Origin of the sequence: Aggregicoccus sp. 17bor-14 (genome assembly GCF_009659535.1) — a bacterium.
Taxonomy (GTDB): Bacteria; Myxococcota; Myxococcia; order Myxococcales; family Myxococcaceae; genus Aggregicoccus.
This window is the reverse complement of the sequence record NZ_VJZZ01000006.1, coordinates 264734-286899: the sequence shown is the minus strand read 5'-3', so window position 1 is coordinate 286899 and position 22166 is coordinate 264734. Positions and strand designations below refer to the sequence as shown.

The 22166-nt window shown below is 75.5% G+C and carries 18 protein-coding genes; 11 read left to right on the top strand and 7 right to left on the bottom strand.

Features of this window, described 5'->3' with window-relative positions; all coding sequences use genetic code 11:
* The first annotated feature begins 51 nt into the window (after positions 1 to 51).
* Positions 52 to 414: a plasmid stabilization protein gene (locus tag FGE12_RS13925; protein ID WP_153866947.1), complete on the top strand. Its 363-nt coding sequence runs from the start codon at positions 52 to 54 to the stop codon at positions 412 to 414.
* Between the two features lie 3 nt (positions 415 to 417).
* Here the strand turns inward: FGE12_RS13925 and FGE12_RS13920 are convergent, their stop codons facing one another.
* Positions 418 to 861 (bottom strand): AAA family ATPase, encoded by a 444-nt coding sequence (locus FGE12_RS13920; protein WP_153866946.1) that lies wholly within the window; start codon positions 859 to 861, stop codon positions 418 to 420.
* A gap of 204 nt (positions 862 to 1065) precedes the next feature.
* Between FGE12_RS13920 and FGE12_RS13915 the strand changes: the two genes are divergently transcribed.
* The 6 genes from FGE12_RS13915 to FGE12_RS13890 all read left to right on the top strand — a co-directional run bounded on the left by FGE12_RS13915 (position 1066) and on the right by FGE12_RS13890 (position 6827).
* Positions 1066 to 1248 carry a hypothetical protein gene (locus FGE12_RS13915; RefSeq protein ID WP_153866945.1) on the top strand — a complete coding sequence of 61 codons (183 nt, stop codon included), beginning with the start codon at positions 1066 to 1068 and terminating at the stop codon, positions 1246 to 1248.
* Between the two features lie 39 nt (positions 1249 to 1287).
* Entirely contained in the window at positions 1288 to 1758 is a 471-nt protein-coding gene (locus tag FGE12_RS13910; protein ID WP_153866944.1) for a hypothetical protein, read from the top strand.
* A gap of 75 nt (positions 1759 to 1833) precedes the next feature.
* Positions 1834 to 2859, top strand: coding sequence for a hypothetical protein (locus tag FGE12_RS13905; protein ID WP_153866943.1), 1026 nt, complete (start codon positions 1834 to 1836; stop codon positions 2857 to 2859).
* A gap of 14 nt (positions 2860 to 2873) precedes the next feature.
* Positions 2874 to 5261, top strand: coding sequence for an adenylate/guanylate cyclase domain-containing protein (locus FGE12_RS13900; protein ID WP_194797864.1), 2388 nt, complete (start codon positions 2874 to 2876; stop codon positions 5259 to 5261).
* A 25-nt stretch (positions 5262 to 5286) separates the two neighbouring features.
* Positions 5287 to 5844 carry an SH3 domain-containing protein gene (locus FGE12_RS13895; RefSeq protein WP_153866941.1) on the top strand — a complete coding sequence of 186 codons (558 nt, stop codon included), beginning with the start codon at positions 5287 to 5289 and terminating at the stop codon, positions 5842 to 5844.
* Positions 5841 to 6827, top strand: coding sequence for a M48 family metallopeptidase (locus FGE12_RS13890; RefSeq protein WP_153866940.1), 987 nt, complete (start codon positions 5841 to 5843; stop codon positions 6825 to 6827). Before FGE12_RS13895 ends, FGE12_RS13890 begins: the two co-directional genes overlap by 4 nt.
* A gap of 260 nt (positions 6828 to 7087) precedes the next feature.
* Here FGE12_RS13890 and FGE12_RS13885 read toward each other — a convergent pair whose 3' ends face one another.
* The 5 genes from FGE12_RS13885 to FGE12_RS13865 all read right to left on the bottom strand — a co-directional run bounded on the left by FGE12_RS13885 (position 7088) and on the right by FGE12_RS13865 (position 15072).
* A complete protein-coding gene (locus FGE12_RS13885) occupies positions 7088 to 8257 on the bottom strand; it encodes an extensin-like protein (protein WP_153866939.1) in 1170 nt (389 codons plus the stop codon).
* Between the two features lie 48 nt (positions 8258 to 8305).
* Positions 8306 to 9259, bottom strand: coding sequence for an AAA family ATPase (locus FGE12_RS13880; RefSeq protein WP_153866938.1), 954 nt, complete (start codon positions 9257 to 9259; stop codon positions 8306 to 8308).
* 59 nt (positions 9260 to 9318) lie between these two features.
* Positions 9319 to 11031 carry a HEAT repeat domain-containing protein gene (locus tag FGE12_RS13875; RefSeq protein ID WP_194797863.1) on the bottom strand — a complete coding sequence of 571 codons (1713 nt, stop codon included), beginning with the start codon at positions 11029 to 11031 and terminating at the stop codon, positions 9319 to 9321.
* A gap of 358 nt (positions 11032 to 11389) precedes the next feature.
* Complete coding sequence (locus FGE12_RS13870) at positions 11390 to 13783, bottom strand: ABC transporter permease (RefSeq protein WP_153866937.1); 2394 nt, start codon at positions 13781 to 13783, stop codon at positions 11390 to 11392.
* Between the two features lie 143 nt (positions 13784 to 13926).
* Entirely contained in the window at positions 13927 to 15072 is a 1146-nt protein-coding gene (locus FGE12_RS13865) for an aminotransferase class V-fold PLP-dependent enzyme (RefSeq protein ID WP_153866936.1), read from the bottom strand.
* Positions 15073 to 15239: 167 nt separating this feature from the next.
* Here FGE12_RS13865 and FGE12_RS13860 point away from each other — a divergent pair, with 167 nt between their 5' ends.
* Positions 15240 to 15719 carry a hemerythrin domain-containing protein gene (locus FGE12_RS13860; RefSeq protein ID WP_153866935.1) on the top strand — a complete coding sequence of 160 codons (480 nt, stop codon included), beginning with the start codon at positions 15240 to 15242 and terminating at the stop codon, positions 15717 to 15719.
* A 12-nt stretch (positions 15720 to 15731) separates the two neighbouring features.
* Here the strand turns inward: FGE12_RS13860 and FGE12_RS13855 are convergent, their stop codons facing one another.
* Positions 15732 to 16640, bottom strand: coding sequence for a hypothetical protein (locus tag FGE12_RS13855; protein ID WP_153866934.1), 909 nt, complete (start codon positions 16638 to 16640; stop codon positions 15732 to 15734).
* A 138-nt stretch (positions 16641 to 16778) separates the two neighbouring features.
* Between FGE12_RS13855 and FGE12_RS13850 the strand changes: the two genes are divergently transcribed.
* The 3 genes from FGE12_RS13850 to FGE12_RS13840 all read left to right on the top strand — a co-directional run bounded on the left by FGE12_RS13850 (position 16779) and on the right by FGE12_RS13840 (position 22158).
* A complete protein-coding gene (locus FGE12_RS13850; protein ID WP_153866933.1) occupies positions 16779 to 18266 on the top strand; it encodes a methyl-accepting chemotaxis protein in 1488 nt (495 codons plus the stop codon).
* Positions 18267 to 18348: 82 nt separating this feature from the next.
* A complete protein-coding gene (locus FGE12_RS13845; RefSeq protein ID WP_153866932.1) occupies positions 18349 to 20754 on the top strand; it encodes a glutamine--tRNA ligase/YqeY domain fusion protein in 2406 nt (801 codons plus the stop codon).
* A 126-nt stretch (positions 20755 to 20880) separates the two neighbouring features.
* A complete protein-coding gene (locus FGE12_RS13840) occupies positions 20881 to 22158 on the top strand; it encodes a glycosyltransferase family 4 protein (RefSeq protein WP_153866931.1) in 1278 nt (425 codons plus the stop codon).
* Positions 22159 to 22166 lie beyond the last annotated feature (8 nt).

Genomic DNA, 22166 nt, shown 5'->3' with positions numbered 1-22166 from the left:
CCGCGGCGGGCCTGCGCGCGCGCGAGCCTGCCTCACCAGGAGGCCGCACGCATGGCACGTGGAGACAAGTCGGCGTACACGGACAAGCAGAAGCGCATGGCCGAGCACATCGAGGAGGGCTACGAGAAGCGCGGCGTGCCCGAGAAGAAGGCCGAGGCACGCGCGTGGGCCACGGTGAACAAGACCACCGGCGGCGGCAAGAAGAGCGGCTCGGGGCGCGGCAAGGCCACGAACCGCGCGCCGGCGAAGAAGGGCGGCGCCAAGGGTGGGCCGAAGGGCGGCCGCGCGGCGGCCAAGCGTCCGGCGGCCGCGCGCAAGGCGAGCGCGAAGAAGGCCGCGGCCACGCGCAGCAAGCGTGCGGGCGGCGGTGCCACGCGCAAGCGCGCCGCGAAGAAGAGCAGCCGCCGCTCCTAGCTCCTAGACGAGCGTGAAGCCCCCCTCCACCCACCGCACCCGGTAGAGCGCGTCGAAGCCCTCGGCGAGGGTGGGCGGGCGCAGGCGCGCCGCGGTGATGCAGAGCGCCTCGTCGCTCACGCGCGCGCGCCCCGTGCGTTCTGCGTTGCGCGCGAGGCAGCCCGCGAGCCGCTGCGCGAAGAACAGCCCCACCACGCGCGCCCCGTGCGCGCGGGCAATGGCGATGAGCGGCGCGCGGTCGGCCGCGGTGGGACTCGTGTTGTCCACCACCACGCTCCGTCCCCTGGCGAGCGCCTCGGCGAGCAGGCGGCGCAGCCGCGCCTCACGCCGGCGCGCGTTCGGCCAGTGATCCTTGCTCAGGTGCAGGTGGGTGGCCGCGAGCCGCTCCTGGACGAAGCGCGTCTTGCCCGCGGCCTGCAGGCCCACCAGCAGCACCAGCTCCGCCATCCGCACCTCCCTCGCGGCCGGGGCCCGCTTTCCACCTTCGAACACGCACCCGACACGCCGACCTGTGGCGCCCGCGCCACACCTGACGGCAAAAACTACTGCCACCGCCCCGCCCGCGCCGCCAAGCGCCCGGAACGCCTGGCAGAAGGGGCTGGCACGCCGGCTGCTCAGGGAAGGCTCAGCGCAGGGGGAGGGCACACGACCATGGTGACGGACGCGGCAGCGGCAGCGGGTGCGGTGAAGCAGGAGAAGGAAGGCTGGCTGGTGCGGGTGCGGCTCGCCGGCGGCGCGGTGCAGGAGTTCCGCTGCGCCAACGAGGGCCAGGCGCGCTACTTCGCGGCGGTGCTGGCGCTCAACCCGCCCAAGCCCTCGAAGCTGCGCAACTAGGGGCGCGCGCCGGCGCGGAGGGCGGGTTAGAAGAAGGGCGTGCAGCCGCCCGATGCCCCCGCCATCCGCCACCGGGACGCGCTCTTCCCGCTCGCCATCGTCGAGTGGGAGGGCGAGGCGACGGACGCCGAGCTGCAGGCGCACCTCGCCCAGCTGGACGCGTGGGGGCGCCGGGGCGCACAGCGGCGGGTGATGGTCTACGACCTGCGGCGCCACGCCCGGGTCGGCCACCTGCAGCGCCAGCAGTACGCGGCCTGGCTGCGCCGCAACGCGGAGCGGGTGCGCACCGGGAACCTGGCGGTGCTCTTCGTCACCACCTCGCCCGTCATCCGCATCATCCTGCGCGCCATCCTCCTCACCCAGCCGCTCGGCTGCCCCACGCGCACCTTCGCCCGGCTGGACGAGGCGCTCGGCCACGCAGCCGGGCTGCTGGAGGCGGACGGCGCCCACCTGAGCGCCCTGCGCGTGCGCGCACTGCGCGAGCGCGGAGAGCCGGAGGCCCCTGTCTGAGGCCCCTGAGCCCGCGCTCCCCGGGGCCGGGGGGGATCCACAGCGCAGGCCCCCTGGACTAGAGTCGCCCGCTCGATGCGTGGCGTCTCCCTCAGCCCCCGGTGGTGGCTCGGCGCGTGCTGTGCGGCGGCGCTGCTGCTCGCCGCGAGCGCGCTGCTGCTGGTGCGCGCGCGCCGTGCTGCCGCCCAGCGCCCGGAGGCACTGGCCGCAGCGCGCGCCGAGTGCGCCGTCCCCGAGCGCGTGGAGCTGCGCGCCTTCCCCGAGGCGGACCACGCCCCGGTGCGCACGCGCGCGGGAAGCGGCGCACGCCTCCTGGTGGACGGCGAGGAGGCGCGGGGCGTGCTCGCGCTCTCCGCAGGTGAGCACCGCGTGCAGGTGCTCGGCGCGGGAGGGGCGGCGCTCGAGTGGCGGCTGCGCTTCGACCCCTACGTGCCGGCGCTCCTGGACGCCCAGGTGGACCCGGCCGCGGGCCCCGTTCTGGTCGCGCTCGGCGCGGTGTGCACCTCGTGCCCCGCGCCCCTGCGGCCCGAGTCGCTCGAGCCGAAGGCCTCGCGCGAGGCGCCCCAGGCGCTGCTCAACGCGGCGGCGCTCGCGATGCGCGGCGGGGACTGGCCGCGCGCGGCCGAGGCGCTGCGCGGCGTGCGAGGCCCCGAACGCGGGGGCCCACTCTTCCTGCGGCTCGCGGCCGGGGTGTACGCGGCGAGCGTGCAGCCGGCGCGGGCGCGCGCGGCGCTTGCGGCGCTGCCGCCGGGTGAAGGCGTGGGAGCGCTGCTGCGCAGCGTGGACGGCTGGGAGGAGTCCGAGGCGCGGCGGCGCAGCGAGGTGACGCTCGCGCGCTGGAACCGGCTCACCGAGCGCTACGGCGCGCTCGTCTCCCGCTTCGAGTACCAGGTGCCCGCGCAGACGGCCGGCGCCGCGCAGCGGCTCGAGGCGCTCAGCGGCGCCTTCGAGCTGGCGGCGCGCGCGAAGGACGACGAGGGCATGGAGTCCGCGCTCGCGGCAGCCGAGGCGGCGCTGGGCACGCTGGTGGCGCAGGTGCGCGGCGCGCGCCCCGCCGACTGCCGCTTCCAGGCCGAGGTCGTGGCCACGGCGCTGAAGTAGGGAGAGGGGCAGCCGTGGCGCGCGAGCGGGCGAGGGTGCTGGGACTGCGGCTGCGCAACAACGCAGGGCGCGTCCTCGCCATCGCGCTGCTGGCCACCGCGGCCGCCGCCCTGTGCTGGCGGCTCGGCTGGCTGCAGGCGGCGGAGCGCAGCACCTACGACCAGGGGCTCACCACCTTCACCGGCGGGCGGCCGCGCTCCTCGCAGCTGGTGGTGGTGGCCATCGACCAGACGAGCGTGGGCCTCATCCGCGCGAACCCCACCTACGCGCTCAACTTCGGCAGCTACCCGTGGAGCCGCACGCTGTGGGCGCGCGTGCTCGAGCAGCTGCACCGCGAGGGCGCGCGCGCCGTCGTCTTCGACGCGGTGATGGACGAGCGCTCCACGGACCCCTCGAGCGACCTCGCGCTCGCGCAGACGCTGCGCGACACGGGGCTGCCCTTCTACCTGGGCTTCAGCGCGGACGCGGACGCGCCGGCGCTGCCGCACGTCGATGCGGTGAACGGCCTGCCCGCCACACGGGGAGCGGCCCCCGGAGCGCAGCAGGCCGCCCTCTCGGCAGGAGTGGCAGCTCCCCCGGCGCAGGCCGCCTCGGGCGATGGGGCGGAGGACTTCGAGGAGGCGCCGGCGGAGGCGCTCGCGCCCGCGGCGGACCCGCTCGCGGCAGCGCGCGCGCTCGCCTTCCCCGTGCGGGTGGAGGGCCGGACGCTGCCCCTGCTCGACTACGCGCTGGGCGGGGGCCAGCGCGCGGCGCGCCACCCCACCCCGCCCATCTCGCCGCTGCTGGACGCGGTGGCGGGCTTCGGGCTGGTGGAGACGGAGGCGGACCCGGACGCGCGGGTGCGGCGCACGCGCTTCGCGTACACGGACGGGGTGAACAGCTACGTCACGCTGCCGGTGGCGGTGGCTGCGGACCTGTTCGGCGCGAAGGCGCTGGAGCTCACCCCGGGGCGGATGCGGCTCGGCGCGCGCGAGTGGGCCGTCGATGCGGACGGCAGCGCGGAGCTCGACTACGGGGGCCGGCTCGAGGAGCGCGCCCCCGTCGTGCCGCTCGTCTCGGTGCTGGATGCGTGGGCGCTCGGGCAGGAGGGCAAGCCCACGGGGCTCGCGCCGGGGCTGTTCCGGGACAAGGTGGTGGTCATCGGCGGCTTCGCGGTGGGCCTGGGGGACGTGAAGGCCACGCCCTTCGCGCCGGACGCGCCCGGGGTGAGCAAGCACGTGGCGGTGCTGGACAACCTGCTGGGAGACGGCTTCATCACGCTCGCGCCCGCGTGGGTGAGCCTGCTGCTCGCCCTCGGCGTCGCGCTCGTCAGCGCGACGCTGCTCACGGTGGTGCGCTCCACGCTGCTGGAGATTGCCTGGCCGCTCGCGCTGTTCTTCGGCTTCTTCCTGCTCACGGGGCTCACGCTGCGCCTCACGCACCTGCACGTGCTGGGCGCGCTGCCCACGCTGTCCGGCGAGCTCGCGAGCATCGCGGCGGTGGCCTTCAACCACCTCTTCGCGAACCGCGAGCGGGACCGGATGCGCACCATGTTCAGCCGCTACCTCGCGCGCAGCGTGGTGGACCAGCTGGTGGAGCAGAAGGAGCTGCCGCGGCTCACCGGCGAGAGCCTCGAGGTGAGCGCCTTCTTCTCGGACATCCGCGGCTTCAGCACCTTCAGCGAGCGCTTCAAGGACGACCCGGCCGCGCTGGTGCGCATCCTCAACACCTACCTCACGCGCGTGACGGACGCGCTGCTCGCGCACGGCGCCTGCCTGGACAAGTACATCGGGGACGCGGTGGTGTGCCTCTTCGGCGCGCCGCTGCGCCAGCCGGACCACGCGCTGCGCGCCTGCCGCGGCGCGCTCGCCGTGCGCGACGCGGTGGAGCGGCTGCGCGAGGAGTTCCGCCGCGATGGCCTCCCGGACGTGTACACGCGCATCGGCGTGAACACCGCGGTGATGTTCGTGGGCAACATCGGCAGCGAGCAGCTCTTCGACTACACGGCCATCGGCGACGGGATGAACCTGGCGGCGCGCCTGGAGGCGGCGAACAAGGCCTACGGCTCGAGCATCCTCATCGGCCCGGAGACGTACGCGCAGGCGAAGGAGCACATCGAGGCGCGCGAGCTGGACCGCGTGCGGGTCGCGGGCAAGACCGAGGCGGTGAGCGTGTACGAGCTGCTCGCGCTCCGGGGAGACCCCCGCGTGACCGAGGCGAAGCGGCGCACGCTCGCGCGCTACGCGGAGGCGCTCGCGCTCTACCGCGCCGCGCGCTTCGAGGAGGCGGCGCAGGTGTTGGAGGCGGCGCTGGGGCACGACGCGGAGGACTCGCCCAGCCGCGCCCTGCTCGCGCGCTGCCGCCACTACGCGGCCGAGCCCCCGCCGCTGCCCTTCGACGGAGTGGTGAGCCTGGAGAAGTAGGATGACCTGCAGGAGGAAGTCCCGGATGCAGAAGAGAATGCGGCTGTGGGTGGGGCTCGTGGCGCTGGGCGCCGCGGGCAGCGCCGGGGCGGTGAAGCCCGGGGGCACGCTGTACGTGAAGGCGCGCACCACGCGCCTGATGAAGGCGCCGAGCGCCACGGGCGATGCGCTCGCGGTGCTGCAGCCGCCCACGCCCGTGCGCTGGGAGGGCGCGGACCCGAAGAACAAGCAGTGGCACCGGGTGGCGGTGGACGGGCGCACCGGCTACGTCTTCCAGTCCAACCTCTGCACCCAGCCCCCCAGCCTCGAGGTGGTGGCGGGCCCCAATGCGGGCAAGGTGGACGCGCAGGCCTTCGCGAACTCGGGGGCCGCGGTGAAGGCGGTGTCCTCCGGCGTCATCGCCATGGGCGAGAAGGACGCGGACGCGGGCCGCGCGGTGAAGGAGCTGCAGGCGCTCGAGCAGCTCGCGCGCGGCGTGCAGGACGCGCAGCTCGCCCAGCACGCGAAGGAGGCGGGGCTCAAGCCGGTCGTCGGAGCGGGTGCGACCGCCGTGAGCAGCAGCAGCGCGGGAGGTGCGCGATGAGGGCCCGGCTCGCAGTGGCCGCCGCGGCGCTCGCGCTCTGCAGCTGCCAGATGGCGCAGAAGCTCGCGAACCCCTCCAGCCTCAGCCTCGCGGACCTGGAGGAGGGGGCGCGCACGGTGGGCGACGCGCAGAAGTGCGCGGCGCTGGGCGACCCGAAGGTGGCCGCGCCCGAGGAGTACGCGCTGGGCGGCGCGGTGGCCACGCGCTGGGTGCAGCGCGGCGGCGGGCTCTTCCTCGAGCCGGCGAAGGCGCCGGGCGCCGCGGGCAAGGTGAACGCCGTGTCCGTGTACCTGAACCGCGTGGGCAAGAACCTCGCGGCGCAGAGCAGCCGCCCCGCGCTCGAGTGGACCTTCGGCGTGCTCGAGAGCCCCGCGGTGAACGCGGTGTCCAGCCCCGGCGGCTACGTGCTGGTGACGCGGGGGCTCCTGGACACGGTGCAGAACGAGGCGCAGCTCGCCGGCGTGCTCGCGCACGAGATTGCCCACGTGACCGAGCGCCACGCGCTGCGCGTCTACGCGAGCGTGAAGCGCAACCAGTGCGCAGCGGCGCTCGGCGCGCGCGTGGCGATGTCGGAGGCGGACGCCTTCCGCTCGGCACTCGGCGCCCCCGGCGGCTTCCTCGACCTGGACGGCAACGTGGGGCTGCTCACCCAGCTCACCGACAAGGTGGTGGAGCAGGTGACCACGGGCGGCTTCGCCCAGTCCGACGAGCTGGACGCGGACCAGCGCGCGCTCGCCCTGGTCATCTCCGCCGGCTACAACCCCGAGGAGTACATCGCGCTGCTGGGACGGCTTCCGCAGGGGGACGCGGGCTACAAGAACCACCCGCCCAACGCCGAGCGCCAGGCGCACGCGCGCGCGTGGCTCGCGCAGCAGAAGCCGCGGGCGGGCGAGTTCAGCGACGTGGACCCGGAGTGGGCCACCCTGCCGCGCGTGCCCTTCAAGGGCCAGCTGGACGCGGCGCGCCTCGCCAAGCGCCCCTGAAAAGGCGAAGGGCCTCCGCCGGCGCTTTGGCTCGGCGGAGGCCCTCCAGCGACTAAAAAAGACGGAGCCGCCAGGACCCTCTGGAAAATCCTGGCGAGCTCCGCTCCCTCCGTACGACCCAGAGTGGAGGGATTGGCGTGGAGCACGGCTGCTCGCTCCTGCCAGCAAGGACCCCGGTCAGAAAAAAACGGCCACATCCCTCGCGGGATGGGCCGTCGTCACACCTGGACCTACACGGAGGGCCGCCTGGGCCGCGCCGCCTAGCGGGCCGCGGCGTGGCTCAGCGCGCGGTGCACCGCCTCGAGCGCCTTGCGGGCCTCGAGCAGCTCGGCGCGCTCGCTGGTGAGCGAGGCCACCTGCTTCGCCAGCACGTCGCGCTCGCTCTTGAGGGCCTCCACGGCGTTGTGCAGGCTGCTGGCCTCGTCCTTCGCGGACTCGAGCTCGGCGGCGAGCCGCTCCTCCTCGGAGAGGCTGTCCGCGAGGGCGCGCTTGCCCTCCTCCACCTGGGACTCGAGCTGGAGCTTCTCGTCCGCGGAGGCGTGCAGCGCCTGGCGCACCTCCTGGAGGCTGAGCAGGGCCTCGTCGCGCTCGCCCTCGAGCGCCGCGAGCTCGCGCTCGAGGTCCGCGAGCAGCCGCACCCGGCCCTCCATCTCGGTGGTGAGCCGGCGCGCCTCGTCCATGCGCAGGCGGGCCTCCTCGGTGGCCTTCTCGGCCTGGCGGCGCGCCGCCTCGAGGTCCTGGGTGAGGGTGAGGTTGAGCATCTTCACCCGGGAGAGCTCGGCCTGCAGGCTCGCGATGCGCTCCACCGCGCGCGTGCCCGTCTCGGCCACGGTGGCCGGCAGGGGCTCGGGGCGGGGGTTCTCGCGCACCGCCTTGAGCCGCTCCTTCAGCCGCTCGCGCCGCGCCTCGCTGTCGAGCACGGGGTCGGCGTCGGAGCCGGGGCGCGGGCTGGGCGGATTCTGCACCTCCACCTCCGGGGGCAGGTCCGTACGCGCCTGCGCAGGCGCAGCGTAGGCCACGGGCTCGGCGGCGGCAAAGGCGGGGGCCTCCGCGGGGGCGCGCGCGGAGGCGGGGCCGGGGGCGCGCGGGGCCGGCAGCGGCTGGGCCGGCTCGCTGAAGACCTCGGCGCGCATCGCGGCGACGGCGTGCGCCTCGGGCAGGGGCTGGCGCAGGGCCGCCTCCACCGCCTCGCTCGCGCTGGGGCGCGGGGCGCGGGCGCGCTCGATGCGGGCGCGCACCTCGGCAGACAGGTCCAGCGGCGGCTGCGCGGCCACCGGTGCCATCGGAGCCATGGCCGCAGCGACCGGCGCGGGCTCGGCGGCGGCCTGCGGGGCGCTCTCGGGCTCGGGCGGCTCCACGGTCTCGGTGAAGGCACCGAGGCGCAGGCGGGGCTTGGCGCGGGACACGTTCTGTTCGAAGGCTTTCTTCATGGGCGAGCGATTTTCCGGGGCGAGCGTTCCGGGACCGGGAAGAGGGTTCTAGCCTGCCTTCTGGGCGCCGTCGCGCGGCGGGGTGGCGGCGAGGCGCGGCAGCACATGGGCGATGGCGGCCTGGATGTCGAGCGCGCCCTTGCAGGTGGGGTCGGCGACGAACACCGGCACGCCCTCGCTGGAGGCCTGGGCGAACTTGGTGCACTGCCGGATGATCGTGGGCAGCAGGTACTCGGGGTAGTGCGTCTGCAGCGCCTCGAGCGCCTCCTTCGCGAGCTTGAAGGTGGCGTTGTAGGCGTTGACCACGATGAAGATGTGGTCGAGCACGTGGCCGAGGTCCTCCTCCATGCTCTGCACCGTCTCGAAGAGCAGCTTGAGGCCGTGGAAGGAGAGGAAGTCCGCGAGCACGGGCACGAAGAGGTCCGTCGCGGCCATCAGGGCGTTGAGGTTGAGCAGGCCGAAGGAGGGAGGCGCGTCGAAGACGACGACGTCGTAGTGCGCCTCCACCTCCTTGAGCGCGTTGCGCAGCTTGAACTCGCGCCCGGCCATGGGCATCAGGCTCAGGTCCACCGTGGACATGCTCAGGTTGCAGGGCACGAAGTCCAGGTTGGGCAGGCGCGAGCGCTGGATGACCTGGGTGAGCGGCGTCTTGCGCACCAGCACGTCCAGCAGCGTCTTCTCGAAGTCCTCGCCCTCGTAGCCGAGGCACTTGGTCGCGTGGCCCTGGCTGTCCAGGTCCACCAGCAGCACGCGGTAGCCGAGCTCCGCGATGCGCCAGGCGTAGGAGGTGCTGAGGCTGGTCTTGCCGGTGCCGCCCTTGAAGTTGAGGAAGAGCTGGCGGCGCTGGGAGCCGAAGGGCGTGGGGAAGCGCTGGAGGCGCTCGCGCAGCGTCCACAGGTCATCCGGCGAGTACGCGTCCTTCTTCAGCGCGGCGCCGAGCTCCTTGCCCGTGACGCCGAGCAGCTCGGCCACCTGCTTCGCGCTGTAGGTCGGTGCTTCCATTCACAACCCTTCTTCCCGTGGGGGCGCACCGGCGTCCCGGGGGCCCTGCGGGGTGTACCTCAGGCGGCGTAGTACTTGTGACCCCGGCGCACCACCGCTCCGCGGGCGACCAGGAGGGTGAGCGCTTCCTGCACCTGCGTCTCGTCTGCGCCGCTGCCCGAGACGAGCTCGGGCAGCGAGCGGCCGCGCAGCGCGGCGCGGATGTCCCCGAGCAGGGGCGGGCAGAGCGCTTCCACCGGGGAGGCGACGGCGGCGCGCGGGGCGGCCGGCGCCGGGGCGGGCGCGGAGGCCGGGGCGGCGACAGCAACCGCCCGCTCGCTCGCCTGGGCACGGGGCGCGGCCGGAGCGGGGGGCGGAGGCGGCGGGGCGAGCGAGGCGCGCACGGGGTGGCTGGGGAGCGCGGCGAGGCGGCGGATCTCCCGGCGGCGGTGGCCCTCGTCGAGCGCGACGACGCCCGAGACGTCCTGGCCGAGGATGCGCCCGAGGCTCTGCGCCGCGGCCTTGCGCACGCGCGGCTCGGGGTCGCGCAGCGCGCCGAGCAGCAGCTCGCGGGCGCGCTCGCCGCGGGCCGCGCCCAGGGCGAGCGCCGCGAGGCTGCGCACCTCGGGGTCCGGGTCGTGGATGGCCTCCTCGCCGAGGCTGCGCGCGCTCTCGCCCTCGAGCCCCAGCGCGAGCAGGCTCGCGCGCCGGCGCACCGCGCGGTCCGGGTCCTTCATCGCCTGGGCGAGATAGGGCGCGGCCTCCGCGGGGGTGAGCTGCAGCAGGGCCTTGAGCGCGGCGATGCGCACCTCGGAGGCGGCGCTGCCGAGCAGCGGGCGCACGACCTCGGCGCCCTGCGCGCGGCCCACCGCGGCGAAGGCCTGCAGCAGGGCCACCTGCGCCGCCGGGTCGCTCTCGGCGTGCAGCGCGGTGGCGAGCGCGGGGGCGGCGGCGGCCTGGCCGAGCGCGCGCAGGCGCTCGGCGGCGCGGATGCGCGCGCCCGGGTCCGGCGTGGCGAGCTCGCGCAGCGAGAAGCCGAACAGCGTCTCCTCGGTGTTGCCGATGCCCGCGTACGCAGGCTGGCCGCTGAGCTCCGCGAGCTGGCTCGCGCTCACGTCGAGACGGCCCTCGAGCCGCAGCCGCTGCGCGTGCTCGAGCACGCTGGTGGGCGCAGGCGCGAGCGAGGCGGCGGTGGCGCCGGAGGCCGCGGCGCGCGCGGAGGGCGGGGCCGACGGTGCGCGCGCGGCCACGGCGGCGAAGGCGGGCGCGGGGGCCGGCGCGGCGAAGGCGGAGGGGAAGCTCGTGCGCGGCAGCGCGACGGGGGCCGGGGCGGCGGCGGCGGCCGGCGCTGCGGGGGCCACGGGGGTGGGCGCGCGCCCCGCGGCCTGGTCCAGCGCCTCGCTGCGCAGCTGGGAGATGAAGGAGGCGAGGTCGATGCCGTGGCCGGGCTCCTCGTCCTCGCCCTCGGCGAGGGGGCGCTTGCCGGCGCCGCTGATGCGGGTGGCCTCCAGCAGCTTGCCCATCAGCTGGGTGCGCTCGGCGCGCAGCACCTCGTTGAGGCGCGCGAGGTCGTCGCGCTCGGCCTGGGCGCGGCCCACCCGCACCTCGAGCTCGGCGAGCTGGCGGCGCAGGCCGATCTCCCGGGCACCCGCCTGGGTGAGGTCGCCCTTGAGCCGCTCCGCCTCGGTGCGCGCGGAGGACAGCTCCGAGTGCAGCTGCTCGGACCGGGCCTCGAAGTACACGATCTTTTCGAGTGCGCTCTTGAGCAGCGCGTCGGGACGCTCGTCACTCACGGTCTGAGAAGTCCTCCCCCACCCGGGGCGCCTAAAGGGCCCCCTGTGGACCCCCGTGGGGCCATGCGTCGTCGCGGGTGGGGCACCATACGTCAGACCCTCAGGGTAGGTAAACCCCCGTAAATCCAGAGCCTTTTTCCAGCCCCTCCCTTTGAGGATTGACAACGTCGCGGAGGCCGATTTTTCGGCTTCCGGCGCGATGGGCGCCTGCCTGCCCACCTGCCCTGCGGACGACCCACGCGGGTCCGTGCGGGCCCGGGCGCGGGGGACCCCGTCCGGCGGGTGCGGGAGGGCGTCCGGCACCGGACGCTGCAAGCGCCGGGAGCGTGGTAGGCCTCCGGAGCCGCGCTCCGGAGCGCTACTCCGCGCGCAGCGCCTCGGTGGGGTCCACGTGGGTGGCGCGGCGGGCGGGGAGCCACGCGGCGAGCAGCGCCACGGCGAGCAGCCCCAGGGGCACGAGGGCGAAGGTGGCGAGGTCGGTGGCGGCGACCCCGTAGAGCAGCCCGCTGAGGAGGCGCGAGGTGGCGAGCGCGCCGGCGAGCCCCGCCCCCACGCCCAGCAGCGCGGGCGCCATGCCCTGGCGCACCACGAGCCGCAGCACGTCCGCCGCGTCCGCGCCCAGCGCCATGCGGATGCCGATCTCCCGCGTGCGCTGGGCCACGGCGTAGGCCATCACGCCGTAGATGCCGAGCGCCGCGAGCAAGAGCGCCACCGCGGCGAAGAGCCCGAGCACCCGCACGTTCACCCGCGGCGCCGAGAGCTCCCGGCCGAGCGACTCCGAGAGCGGCTGCACCTCCGCGAGCGGCAGCTGCGCGTCGAGCGCGGCGAGCTCGCGGCGCACCCCCGGCGAGAGCGCCAGCGCCGCCGCGTCCGTGCCGCCCGCCGCGCGCACCGCGAGCATCACGCGCGGAGCGGGGACCTGGGCGAGCGGCACGTAGAGCTGCCGGTAGGCCTGCTCCCCGAGGCTCTCGCTGCGCACGTCCCCCACCACGCCCACGATGCGGAAGTAGCGCTTGCCGTCCAGCGTGACGCGCGCGCCCAGCGGGCTCTTGCCCCCGAAGAAGCGGCGCACCAGCGCCTCGTTCACCACTGCCACGTCCGGCGCGCCCGCCACGTCGGAGGCCGCGAAGGTGCGCCCCTCGCGCAGCGGGATGTGCAGCGCCTCGAAGTAGCGCGCGCTCACGCTCGCCGTCTCCGCGTCCTGCGGCCCGTCGCCGGCGCTGTCCCGGCCCTCGATGCCCATGTTGAGGTAGTTGCCGCCGCCCGAGAGCGGCAGGTTGCTCGCGAGCGCCGCGCGCTCCACGCCCGGCAGCGCATTCACCCGCTCGAGCAGCCGCCCGTAGAGCGCCGCCTCGTCCGCGTCCTTCGCGTAGCGCGCCTCCGGCAGCGAGAGCACCCCGCTCAGCACCCCCGCGGGCTCGAAGCCCGGGTCCACCTGCTGCAGGCGCCCGAAGCTGCGCACGAGCAGCCCCGCGCCCACCAGCAGCATCAGCGCGAGCGCCACCTCGGCGAGCACCAGCGCGCCGCGCAGCCGCCGCCCGCCGCCCGCGCCCCCCGAGGCCTGGCGCAAGAGCCCCGTGCCCTGCGGAGCGCGCGCGAGCCGCAGCGCCGGCACCAGCCCGAAGAGCACGCCGGTGAGCAGCGAGAGCCCGAGCGTGAAGAGCACGCTCACCGCGTCCACCCCGCCCGCGAGCCCCTGCAGTGCACGCGGGCGCAGCTGCACCAGCGCGTCCGCGCCCCACACGGCAAAGAGCAGCCCCAGCGCGCCGCCGAGGCAGGACAGGAGCAGGCTCTCGGTGAGCAGCTGGCGCACGAGCCGCCCGCGCGAGGCCCCCAGCGCCGTGCGCACCGCGAGCTCGCGCTCGCGCGCCGCCCCTTGCGCGAGCAGGAGGTTGGCCACGTTCGCGCACGCGATGAGCAGCACCAGGGCCACCGCGCCCGAGAAGAGCAGCAGCGCGGGGCGCGCCGGGCGGGTGAACTCCGCGTGCAGGCCCCGCACCGCCACGCTCCAGCGCGCGTTGGTGTCCGGGTGCTCCTGGGTGAGGCGCGCCGCCACCGCGCGCAGCTGCGCCTGCGCGCTCTCCACGCTCGCGCCCGGGGCGAGCCGGCCGTAGACGCGCAGGAAGTCCGCGCGGCGCGCCTCGGAGCTGTCGTCCGGCAGCGGCACCCACAGCTGCAGCCGCGGGAACACCGCCTCCAGCCCCTCGGGCGCCACGCCCACCACCGTGTAGGGCCGGCCGTCGAGCGTGAGGGTGCGGCCCAGCGCCGAGGGACTTCCCCCCAGCTGCCGCTTCCAGAAGCCGTGGCTGAGCACCACCACCTGCCCCTGCCCCGTGCGCGCCTCCTGCGCCGTGAAGCCGCGGCCCAGCGCGGGCGCCGCGCCCATCACCTCGAAGAAGTCCGCGCTCGCGCCGCCGGTGGGCACGCGCTGGGGCTCTCCGAGGCCCGTGAGGTTGAGGGCGCTGTTGGCCAGGGCGGCCAGCCGCACGGCCGACTGCCCGTCGCGCCAGTCGCGGAAGTCCGGGAGGCTCGCGGCCTCCTCGCCCACGTCCGGGTGCGTCCCCCACACCTGCACCACCCGCTCCGGCTCGCGCAGCGGCAGCGGCCGCAGGAGCACCGCCTCCACGGTCGCGAAGATGGCCGAGTTCGCGCCGATGCCCAGCGCGAGCGTCAGCACCACGGCGAGGGTGAAGCCCGGGCGCCGCAGCAAGGTGCGCAGCGCGAAGCGGAGGTCCTGCAGGAGCGTGGTCATGGCAGGCGCTGCCGAAGCGAGCCGCGTGCCAGCGCCCGGGGCACGGGTAAGTGCCCGGGACTGCTCCCCTTTCCTCCGCGCTCCGGCGGGCCGTGCCCGCCCGTGGGAAGGCCCGGTCCCAGGGGCGGACAGGGCGCGCGGCCTCAGCCCACGAAGCCGCGCACGAGCTCCACCACGCGGTCCACCTCGGCGTCGAGCGTGTAGAAGTGCGGCGAGAGGCGCACGCGCTCGCGGCGCAGCGAGTGGCTCACCCCCTGCGCGCCCAGGTGCGCCGAGAGCTCCGCCGCGCTGCGCCCGCCCGGCGGCGGCACGAAGGTGAGGATGCCGGCGCGCTCGGCCGGAGCGGGCCCCACCTCGCAGCCGAGCGCCGTGAGCCCGCCCTCGAGCCGGACGAGGCACTCCCGGATGCGCTCGGCCACGCGCTCCATGCCCACCTCCTGCAGGAGGCCCAGCGCGGCGCCCAGCGCGTAGATGCCGGTGTACGCGGCGCTCCCCTCCTCCAGCTTGCGCGCGTCGGGGCGCAGCTCGAAGTGCGCGCGGTTGAAGTTCCACGCGTCCGTGGTGCTGCGCCAGCCCACCAGCACCGGGCGCAGGCGCGGCAGCACGCCCGCGTCCACGTAGAGCAGCCCGATGCCCGACACGCCCAGCATCCACTTGTGGCTGTCCGCGCTGAGGAAGTGGATGCGGCAGCGCTTCACGTCCACCGGCACGCAGCCCACGCTCTGGATGCCGTCCACGCACAGCAGCACGCCCGCTCGCGCGCAGAGGGCGCCGAGCGCCTCGAGGTCCGTCTGCACGCCGGAGGCGAACTGCACGCTGCTCACCGCGACGAGGCGCGTGCGCGGGGTGAGCGCGCGCGCCACCGCCTCCACTTTTACGCCGCCCGAGGCGCTCGGCTCCACCTCGCGCACCCGCACGCCGCGCGAGGCGAGGTGCAGCCACGGGTAGACGTTGCTCGGGTACTCGATGCTCGAGGCCACCGCGACCTCGTCACCCGGCTGCCAGTCGAGCCCCTCGGCGACGAGCCCCAGGCCGTGGCTGGTGTTGCGCACGAAGGCCACCTCGTCGGGCCCTGCGCCGAGCAGCTGCGCGGCCTGGGCGCGCACCGCCTCGCAGTGCGCCTCCCAGTGCCGCTCGTGGCGCACCCCGTGCCCCACCAGGTCGTCCATCCACGCGCGCACCGCGGCGGCCGCGCGCGTGGAGGTCGGGGCGACGCCCGCGTGGTTGAAGTAGAGCTGCTCCTCGAGGACGGGGAAGTCGGCGCGGTAGGAGGCGAGCGGAGCGGTCATGGCCCGGGCAGCTTAGGGCTGGCGCTCTGAAGCGTGCAGCCGGGAGTGCAGCCGAGCGGGCTGCCGGCCGCGCCGAGCGCGCCCGCTGGGCATGCGGGCAGGCGTCCCGCGCTTGCCGCCCCGCACCTGCGGACGAAGCCTTGGGACTCCACCGGAGACACCCGCCCATGGATGCCATCGAGCTCTTGACCCAGCAGCACCAGCAACTGGATGCGCTCTTCAAGCGGGTGCACGCGAGCGAGGGGACCGCGCGCGTGCAGGCACTCGGGGAGCTCGCGGAGCTGGTCACCCTGCACGCCGCGCTGGAGGAGACCTTCTTCTACCCCTTCGCCCAGCGCGCGGGCCTGCGCGACCTGGTGCGCGACGCCTGGGAGGAGCACGCCACGGTGCGCCAGCTCACCAGCGAGCTGCTGCAGGTGAAGCAGACGGACCCGCGGCTGGACGTGTTCACCTCGGACATCGAGCTGAACCTGCGCGGCCACATCCACGAGGAGGAGCGGGACATGTTCCCGCAGGTGCGCGAGCGCGTGGAGGCGGGCACGCTGCAGGCGCTGGGGCGCGAGATGGTGGAGGCGATCGCCCGGCTGCGGGAGAAGGAGCTGCTGCGGCTCGCCGAGCACGAGCTGCCGCCCAGCCCCATGCCCTGAGGTGCTGCGCGCTCAGGCGCCGGGGAGCACCGCGGGCGCCGCCACGTCCGCGTCCGAGGCCTTCGCGGCCGGGTGCGGCGCGAGCGCAGCGTGCTGCAGCCAGCCCGCCACGCCCACGGCGGAGAGCCCCACCGTGCGGGTGACGCGCAGCAGCTCGAGCGCGGCGGCCTCGTGGCCCGGCGCGAGCAGCGCGAGCCAGGCGCGCGCGTCGTAGACGAGCCACGCGGCGCCCGAGACGCCCATCACCCACCACACGCGCGCGAGCCGCCCGCCGCGCATGAGGTACGCCACGCGCAGGAGCGGCACGATGAGCAGGATGGTCAGCATGTCGCCCAGCGTGGAGACGATGCTGGTGATGGGGCTGAGCGCGCTCACCTCTCCCGCGCTCAGCTGCGCGAAGTCGAGGCGCAGCTGGGGCACGGCCACCGCGAGCGAGAGCGCGAGCCCCACCGCCCACGCGAGCGCCGAGCGCCAGGTCATCTTTGGGCTGAGGCCCGCGCGCTGGTAGGTGAAGGCGAGCAGCACCAGCGCCCAGGTGGAGACGAGGTTCGCCAGCACGACGACGCCCGTGCGCCAGGGCAGCAGCGGGGACTGGACGAAGGGGGTGGGGCCCGCCACCGCGTACCAGTAGCTGCGCAGCGCCGTGCCCACGAAGAGCAGCACCGCGCCCGCGGCGAGCAGCGTCCAGACGCGGCGCAGGTGGTCGCCCGGGACGAAGGCGCCCAGCGCGCGCCAGGTGCCCACCACGCCGATGGCGCAGGCGAGCCAGTACGCGCACTCGTGGATCCAGGTGGTGGGCGCCGAGAGCGCGAGGCAGAGCGCCACCGCGAGCAGGTGCACGCAGGCGAGCGCAGCGAGCAGCTGCAGGGGGCGTGCATCGCGGCCCGGAACCGGGAGGTGGGGCGCGGGGGTCGTCGTCATCGGGGGACTCCGGGGAGCGGCGCGGCCCCGAAGGTGTAGTCGCTCGCGCACGGCGGTTTCAAGGCGACCCGCACCTACAGTGCGGCCGCGCCCCCCCTCGTCTCGCGGGCTGCGGGGGGGCTAGGCTGCGCGCCCGCAATGAACGACACCCCGAGCGCCCTGCCCCGCCTCTCCGAGCAGCAGCTGCGCAGCGCCTACGCCCAGCACCAGCTGCAGCGCGCCCCCGCGCGCATCCGGGCCATGGCGTGGAGCGGCGCGGGCGCCTCGCTCACCTGCTTCGGCTTCGAGGCGGCGTACGTGCTCGCCGGCGCACACCCGCGCGGCCTGGCGCTCGCGCAGGTGGCGGCGCTGCGGCTCACCTGGGTGCTGCTGCTGCTGCCCGGGCTGCTGTTCACCCGCCTCGTGCCCACGCGCCTGCTCGCGCTGCCCGCGCTGGCGGTGGCGCTCGCGTACACGGCCGTCATCGACGCGGGCTTCTACCCGCAGGGGCTCGCGCTCACGCCCCTGCACGCGCTCTTCCTGCTGATGGGCGTGGGGCTGGGCATGCACCTGCTGCCCGTGGGGGGCCGCGGGCGCGCGGCGTACATGAGTCTCGCGCTCGCGGCGCACGCGCTGCTCGAGGCGCGCCTGGGCGCGGGCGCGCTCCTGCCACGCGCGACGTTCGGGCTCGGAGTGCTGGGCGCGAGCCTGCTCCTGCTCGCGGTGCTCGAGGCGCACTTCCGCAGCCACCGCCGCGAGTTCGCGCGCCGGCGCGAGACGGCCGCGGCGCTGGAGGTGCTCGCCAGCAGCCGCGAGAAGGTGGTGAGCGCGGGCGGCAGCCTCGCCACCACGGCGGAGGGGCTCACCGGCTCGGCGCGCTCCCTGTGGAAGCAGGCCGAGGGGCTGCACAAGGAGGTGGAGAGCATCGCCTCCACGAGCGAGCGCATCGCCTCCGCGGCGGGCGCCGTGTCGCAGCGCGCGCAGACCAGCGCCGAGCGCGCGGTGGAGGCCCAGCAGCGCACCGGGGACATCCGCCGCGTGGTGGAGGGCTTGAGCCAGGGCATGAGCGAGGTGGAGGGGGCGGTGAACCGCTCCGAGCTCAGCGTGCATCGGCTGCAGGAGCACTCCACCAAGGCGCTCGCCTTCGCGGACATCCTGCGCGACGTGGCCGAGCAGACGCACGTGCTCTCGGTGAACGCGAGCCTGGAGGCGGCGCGCGCGGGGGCCCACGGCCTGGGCTTCGCGGTCATCGCGCAGGAGGTGCGCCGGCTCGCCTCGGTGGCGGGCCGCAGCGCCGCCGAGGTCACGGACGTGGTGGGCCGCATGAGCCAGCAGATGGACAAGGTGCTCGAGGCCTCCGGCAGCATCAGCGAGACGGCGCACCGGCTCACCCTGGTGCTGCACGTGGCGCGCAAGACGCTCGAGGACATCCACGGCATCGTCGCCCAGCAGCAGGACGACATGGGGGCGAGCACCCAGGACGCGGGGCGCCAGGCGCAGGACACCGCCGGCATCAGCGCCGCGTGCGCCCGGCTGCGCCGCCTGGTGGAGGAGCACGCGCTCACCAGCGCGGACGTGGCGGCGAGCATCGGTGAGCTGGGCAGCCTCTCCTCGGACCTGCGCGGGATGCTGCCCGCGCAGCGCTAGCGGGCCGGGCGGCCAGGCGGGGCACACGGGCCGCGCCAAGAAGCGGTTCGCTCGGGCGGGAGGCGGCGCTAGGGTGGCCCCCATGAGCAAGCTGCCAGCGGTCCCACCCCCCGCCCCCGAGGCGCGCCGCGTCTCGCCCAACTTCATCACCGAAGTCATCGACGCGGACCTGCAGGCCGGCCGCCACACCCGCGTCGTCACCCGCTTCCCGCCCGAGCCCAACGGCTACGCCCACCTGGGCCACGCCTTCGCCAGCTACCTGGACTTCATGACCGCCCAGGACTACGGCGGCGTGTGCCACCTGCGGATGGACGACACCAACCCGGAGGGCGAGACCCAGGAGTACGCGGAGAGCATCATCCGCGACATGCAGTGGCTGGGCTGGGACACCCGCCACCTCTTCTACGCCTCGGACTACTACGAGGAGCTCTACGGCTACGCGGAGCAGCTCATCGAGAAGGGGCTCGCGTACGTGGAGAGCGTGAGCGGCGAGGAGATGGCGCGGCTGCGCGGCACGGTGGACGTGCCGGGCACCCCCAGCCCCTACCGCAGCCGCACCGTGGAGGAGAACCTCACGCTGTTCCGCCGCATGCGCGCCGGGGAGTTCCCCAACGGGGCGCACGCGCTGCGCGCGAAGATCGACCTCGGGAGCAGCAACTTCAAGCTGCGCGACCCCGTGCTCTACCGCATCCTGCACGCGAGCCACTACCGCACGGGCAGCCACTGGTGCATCTACCCGATGTACGACTTCGCCCATCCCATCTCGGACGCCATCGAGGGCATCACCCACTCGATGTGCTCGCTCGAGTTCGTGGACAACCGCGCCATCTACGACTGGCTGATGGAGCACCTGTTCCCGGCCAGCCGCACGGGCCGCACCCCGCCGCGCCAGTACGAGTTCGGCAGGCGCAGCCTCGAGTACACCGTGGTGAGCAAGCGCAAGCTGCGCCGGCTCGTGGCGGAGGGCGTGGTGAAGGGCTGGGACGACCCGCGCATGCCCACGCTCAGCGGGCTGCGCCGCCGCGGCGCCACCCCCGAGGCCGCGCGCGCCTTCGCCGCGCAGATCGGCGTGAGCCGCACCAACCGCACCGTGGACCTGGTGGTGCTGGAGAACGCGATCCGCGAGGACCTCAACCTGCGCGCCCCGCGCGCCATGGCCGTCACCCAGCCGCTCAAGGTCACCGTGACGAACCTCGAGGGCGAGCGCACGCTGCAGCTGCCCTACTGGCCCCAGGAGGTGGAGGGGGCCGAGGGCGCCGGGGGCCTCCCGCTGCCCGGCGGCGAGCGCGTGCCGGCGCACGCCGCGGTGCGCGAGGTGCCCTTCACGCGCGAGCTGTACATCGAGCGCGAGGACTTCAGCAGCAGCCCTCCCAAGGGCTTCAAGCGCCTCACCCCGGGCGGCACCGTGCGCCTGCGGGGCGCGGGGCTGGTGCGCTGCGACGAGGTGGTGGCGGGCGCGGACGGCGAGCCCACGGAGCTGCGGGTGAGCCTGCTGGGCGAGGACGCGAAGGCGGCCGGCGTCATCCACTGGGTGAGCGCCACGCGCGGCGTCCCGGCGGAGTTCCGCCTCTTCGACCGGCTCTTCACCGTGCCCAACCCGGACGGCGAGCAGGTGGTGGACGTGGAGCAGCCCGGCCACGACTACCAGCCGCAGGGCGCCGAGGTCGACTTCATGCGCTTCGTCAACCCGCACAGCCTGGTGGTCACCCGCGGCGTGGTGGAGCCCAGCGTGCGCAAGGACCCCGCGCACGCGCGCTACCAGTTCGAGCGCGTGGGCTACTTCTGGCAGGACCCGGTGGACAGCCGCCCGGACGCGCTCGTCTTCAACCGCATCATCACCCTGCGCGATACGTGGGTGCGCAAGGAGGAGGCGAGCGGCGCGGAGGCCAGGGCGCCCGCGAAGGCGCCGCGCGCGGAGAGGCGGCCCGAGGCCCCGGCCGCGCCGCAGCCCCCGCGCGCGCAGCTCACGCCCGAGCAGGAGCCGGCCTTCGCGCGGCTGCGCGAGCGCGGGGTGAGCGAGAACGACGCGAGCCTCCTCGCGCGCGAGCCCGCGCTGCGGGCCTTCCTCGAGGCGGCCCCCGAGCCGCAGCGCGCCAGCCTGGCCCCCTGGGTGGTGAACGATCTCGCGGTCGCCCTTCGCGAGGGGAGCAACCGCGTGGAGGTGGCTGCACTCGTCGAGCTCGTGAAGTTGGTGCAGGAGGGCGCCATCAACGCGCGCACGGCGAAGGACGTGCTCGCCGAGGCGCAGGGCTCGGGGGAGGCGCCCGCGCGCATCGTGGAGCGCAAGGGCCTGCGCGTGGTGAGCGACGAGGGGGCGCTGCGCACGGCCATCCAGGCGGTGCTGGAGCAGAACCCGCAGAAGGTGGCCGAGTACCGCGGCGGGAAGAAGGGGCTCGCGGGCTTCTTCACCGGGCAGATCATGCGCGCCACCGGCGGCCAGGCGGACCCCCAGGCCGTGGCGCGGTTGCTGGCGGAGATGCTGGGGTAGGCAGGAGCCGGGGCGCGCTCCGCTCCCGGGCGGAGCAGCAGGGCCCCTTGCGCAGCGAGCGAGAGGGGGCCCCTGCCTCCGGGGACAGTGGGGGTGGGGCCCGGGCGCACGCACCGTGCGCCGTACATGCTGCGCGTCCTCCACGTCACCACGGTGCCCGCCACGCTGCTGTTCCTGCGGGGCCACCTCGCCTACCAGCGGGCGCAGGGGCTGTGGGTGGGGGCGGTGGCGGCGCCGGGCAAGGCGCTCACCGACTTCGCCGCCCGCGAGGGCGTGCCCTGCTTCGGCGTGCCCATGGCGCGCGCCGTGACGCCGCTCCAGGACCTCGCCTCGCTCGCCCAGCTGGTGCGGCTGCTGCGCCGCGAGCGCCCGCAGGTGGTGCACGCGCACACCCCCAAGGGGGGGCTGCTGGGCATGCTCGCCGGCCGGCTCGCCGGGGTGCCGGTGTGCATCTACCACCTGCACGGGCTGCCCCTGGAGACCGCGCGCGGGAGGAAGCGGCTGCTGCTGCGCTGCACCGAGCGCCTGTCGTGCTCACTCGCCCACCAGGTGCTGTGCGTGAGCGGCTCGCTGCGTGCGGTGGCGCTGCGCGAGCGCCTGGTGCCCGCGCACAAGCTGCAGGTCCCCGGGCACGGGAGCGTGGCGGGGGTGGACGCGGCCGGCCACTTCGACCCCTCGCGCCACCTCCCCGCGCGCGCCGCCACGCGCCGGCGCCTGGGCATCCCCGAGGACGCCCCCGTGGTGGGCTTCGTCGGGCGCATCGTGCGCGACAAGGGCGTGGGCGAGCTCGCCTCGGCGTGGGGCGAGCTGCGCGAGCGCTTCCCCACGGCGCACCTGCTGGTGGTGGGCGCGCCGGAGCCCATGGACCCCGTGCCCGCGGGCGTGCTCGAGGCCCTGCGGCAGGACCCGCGCGTGCACCTGGCGGGCGTGACCCTGGACGTGCCTCCGCTCTACGCCGCGATGGACGTGGTGGCGCTGCCCTCCCACCGCGAGGGCTTCGGGATGGTGAACGCGGAGGCGGCGGCCATGGGGCTGCCGGTGGTGACGGCGCAGGTGACGGGGTGCGTGGACTCGGTGCAGGCGGGGGTGACGGGCGAGATGGTGCCGGTGGGCGATGCGCGGGCGCTCGCAGCGGCGCTCGCGCGCTACCTTGCCTCCCCCTCCCTGCGGCGCCGGCACGGCGAGGCGGGCCGCGCGCGCATGCTGCGAGACTTCCGGCCCGAGGTGCTCTGCGAGGCGACCCTCCAGGTCTACCGTGCGCTGCTGGCCCGCCGGGGGCTGCCCGTGCAGCCCGCCGTGGCGCGGCGCGGCGCGCCCGGCGCGGGGCAGCCGCGGCGGAGGTGGGACCGCAGCGTCGCAGGTGCCGCTCGAGCATGGCGCACGGCCCCCCCGCACCCCGATTGAGCCGCAGC

Excerpts from the sequence above, each read along its gene's own strand:
- FGE12_RS13925 (WP_153866947.1), top strand. The coding sequence starts at position 52 with ATGGCACGTGGAGACAAGTCGGCGTACACGGACAAGCAGAAGCGCATG.
- FGE12_RS13920 (WP_153866946.1), bottom strand. The coding sequence starts at position 861 with ATGGCGGAGCTGGTGCTGCTGGTGGGCCTGCAGGCCGCGGGCAAGACG.
- FGE12_RS13915 (WP_153866945.1), top strand. The coding sequence starts at position 1,066 with ATGGTGACGGACGCGGCAGCGGCAGCGGGTGCGGTGAAGCAGGAGAAG.
- FGE12_RS13905 (WP_153866943.1), top strand. The coding sequence starts at position 1,834 with ATGCGTGGCGTCTCCCTCAGCCCCCGGTGGTGGCTCGGCGCGTGCTGT.
- FGE12_RS13895 (WP_153866941.1), top strand. The coding sequence starts at position 5,287 with ATGCAGAAGAGAATGCGGCTGTGGGTGGGGCTCGTGGCGCTGGGCGCC.
- FGE12_RS13890 (WP_153866940.1), top strand. The coding sequence starts at position 5,841 with ATGAGGGCCCGGCTCGCAGTGGCCGCCGCGGCGCTCGCGCTCTGCAGC.
- FGE12_RS13885 (WP_153866939.1), bottom strand. The coding sequence starts at position 8,257 with ATGAAGAAAGCCTTCGAACAGAACGTGTCCCGCGCCAAGCCCCGCCTG.
- FGE12_RS13880 (WP_153866938.1), bottom strand. The coding sequence starts at position 9,259 with ATGGAAGCACCGACCTACAGCGCGAAGCAGGTGGCCGAGCTGCTCGGC.
- FGE12_RS13870 (WP_153866937.1), bottom strand. The coding sequence starts at position 13,783 with ATGACCACGCTCCTGCAGGACCTCCGCTTCGCGCTGCGCACCTTGCTG.
- FGE12_RS13865 (WP_153866936.1), bottom strand. The coding sequence starts at position 15,072 with ATGACCGCTCCGCTCGCCTCCTACCGCGCCGACTTCCCCGTCCTCGAG.
- FGE12_RS13860 (WP_153866935.1), top strand. The coding sequence starts at position 15,240 with ATGGATGCCATCGAGCTCTTGACCCAGCAGCACCAGCAACTGGATGCG.
- FGE12_RS13855 (WP_153866934.1), bottom strand. The coding sequence starts at position 16,640 with ATGACGACGACCCCCGCGCCCCACCTCCCGGTTCCGGGCCGCGATGCA.
- FGE12_RS13850 (WP_153866933.1), top strand. The coding sequence starts at position 16,779 with ATGAACGACACCCCGAGCGCCCTGCCCCGCCTCTCCGAGCAGCAGCTG.
- FGE12_RS13845 (WP_153866932.1), top strand. The coding sequence starts at position 18,349 with ATGAGCAAGCTGCCAGCGGTCCCACCCCCCGCCCCCGAGGCGCGCCGC.
- FGE12_RS13840 (WP_153866931.1), top strand. The coding sequence starts at position 20,881 with ATGCTGCGCGTCCTCCACGTCACCACGGTGCCCGCCACGCTGCTGTTC.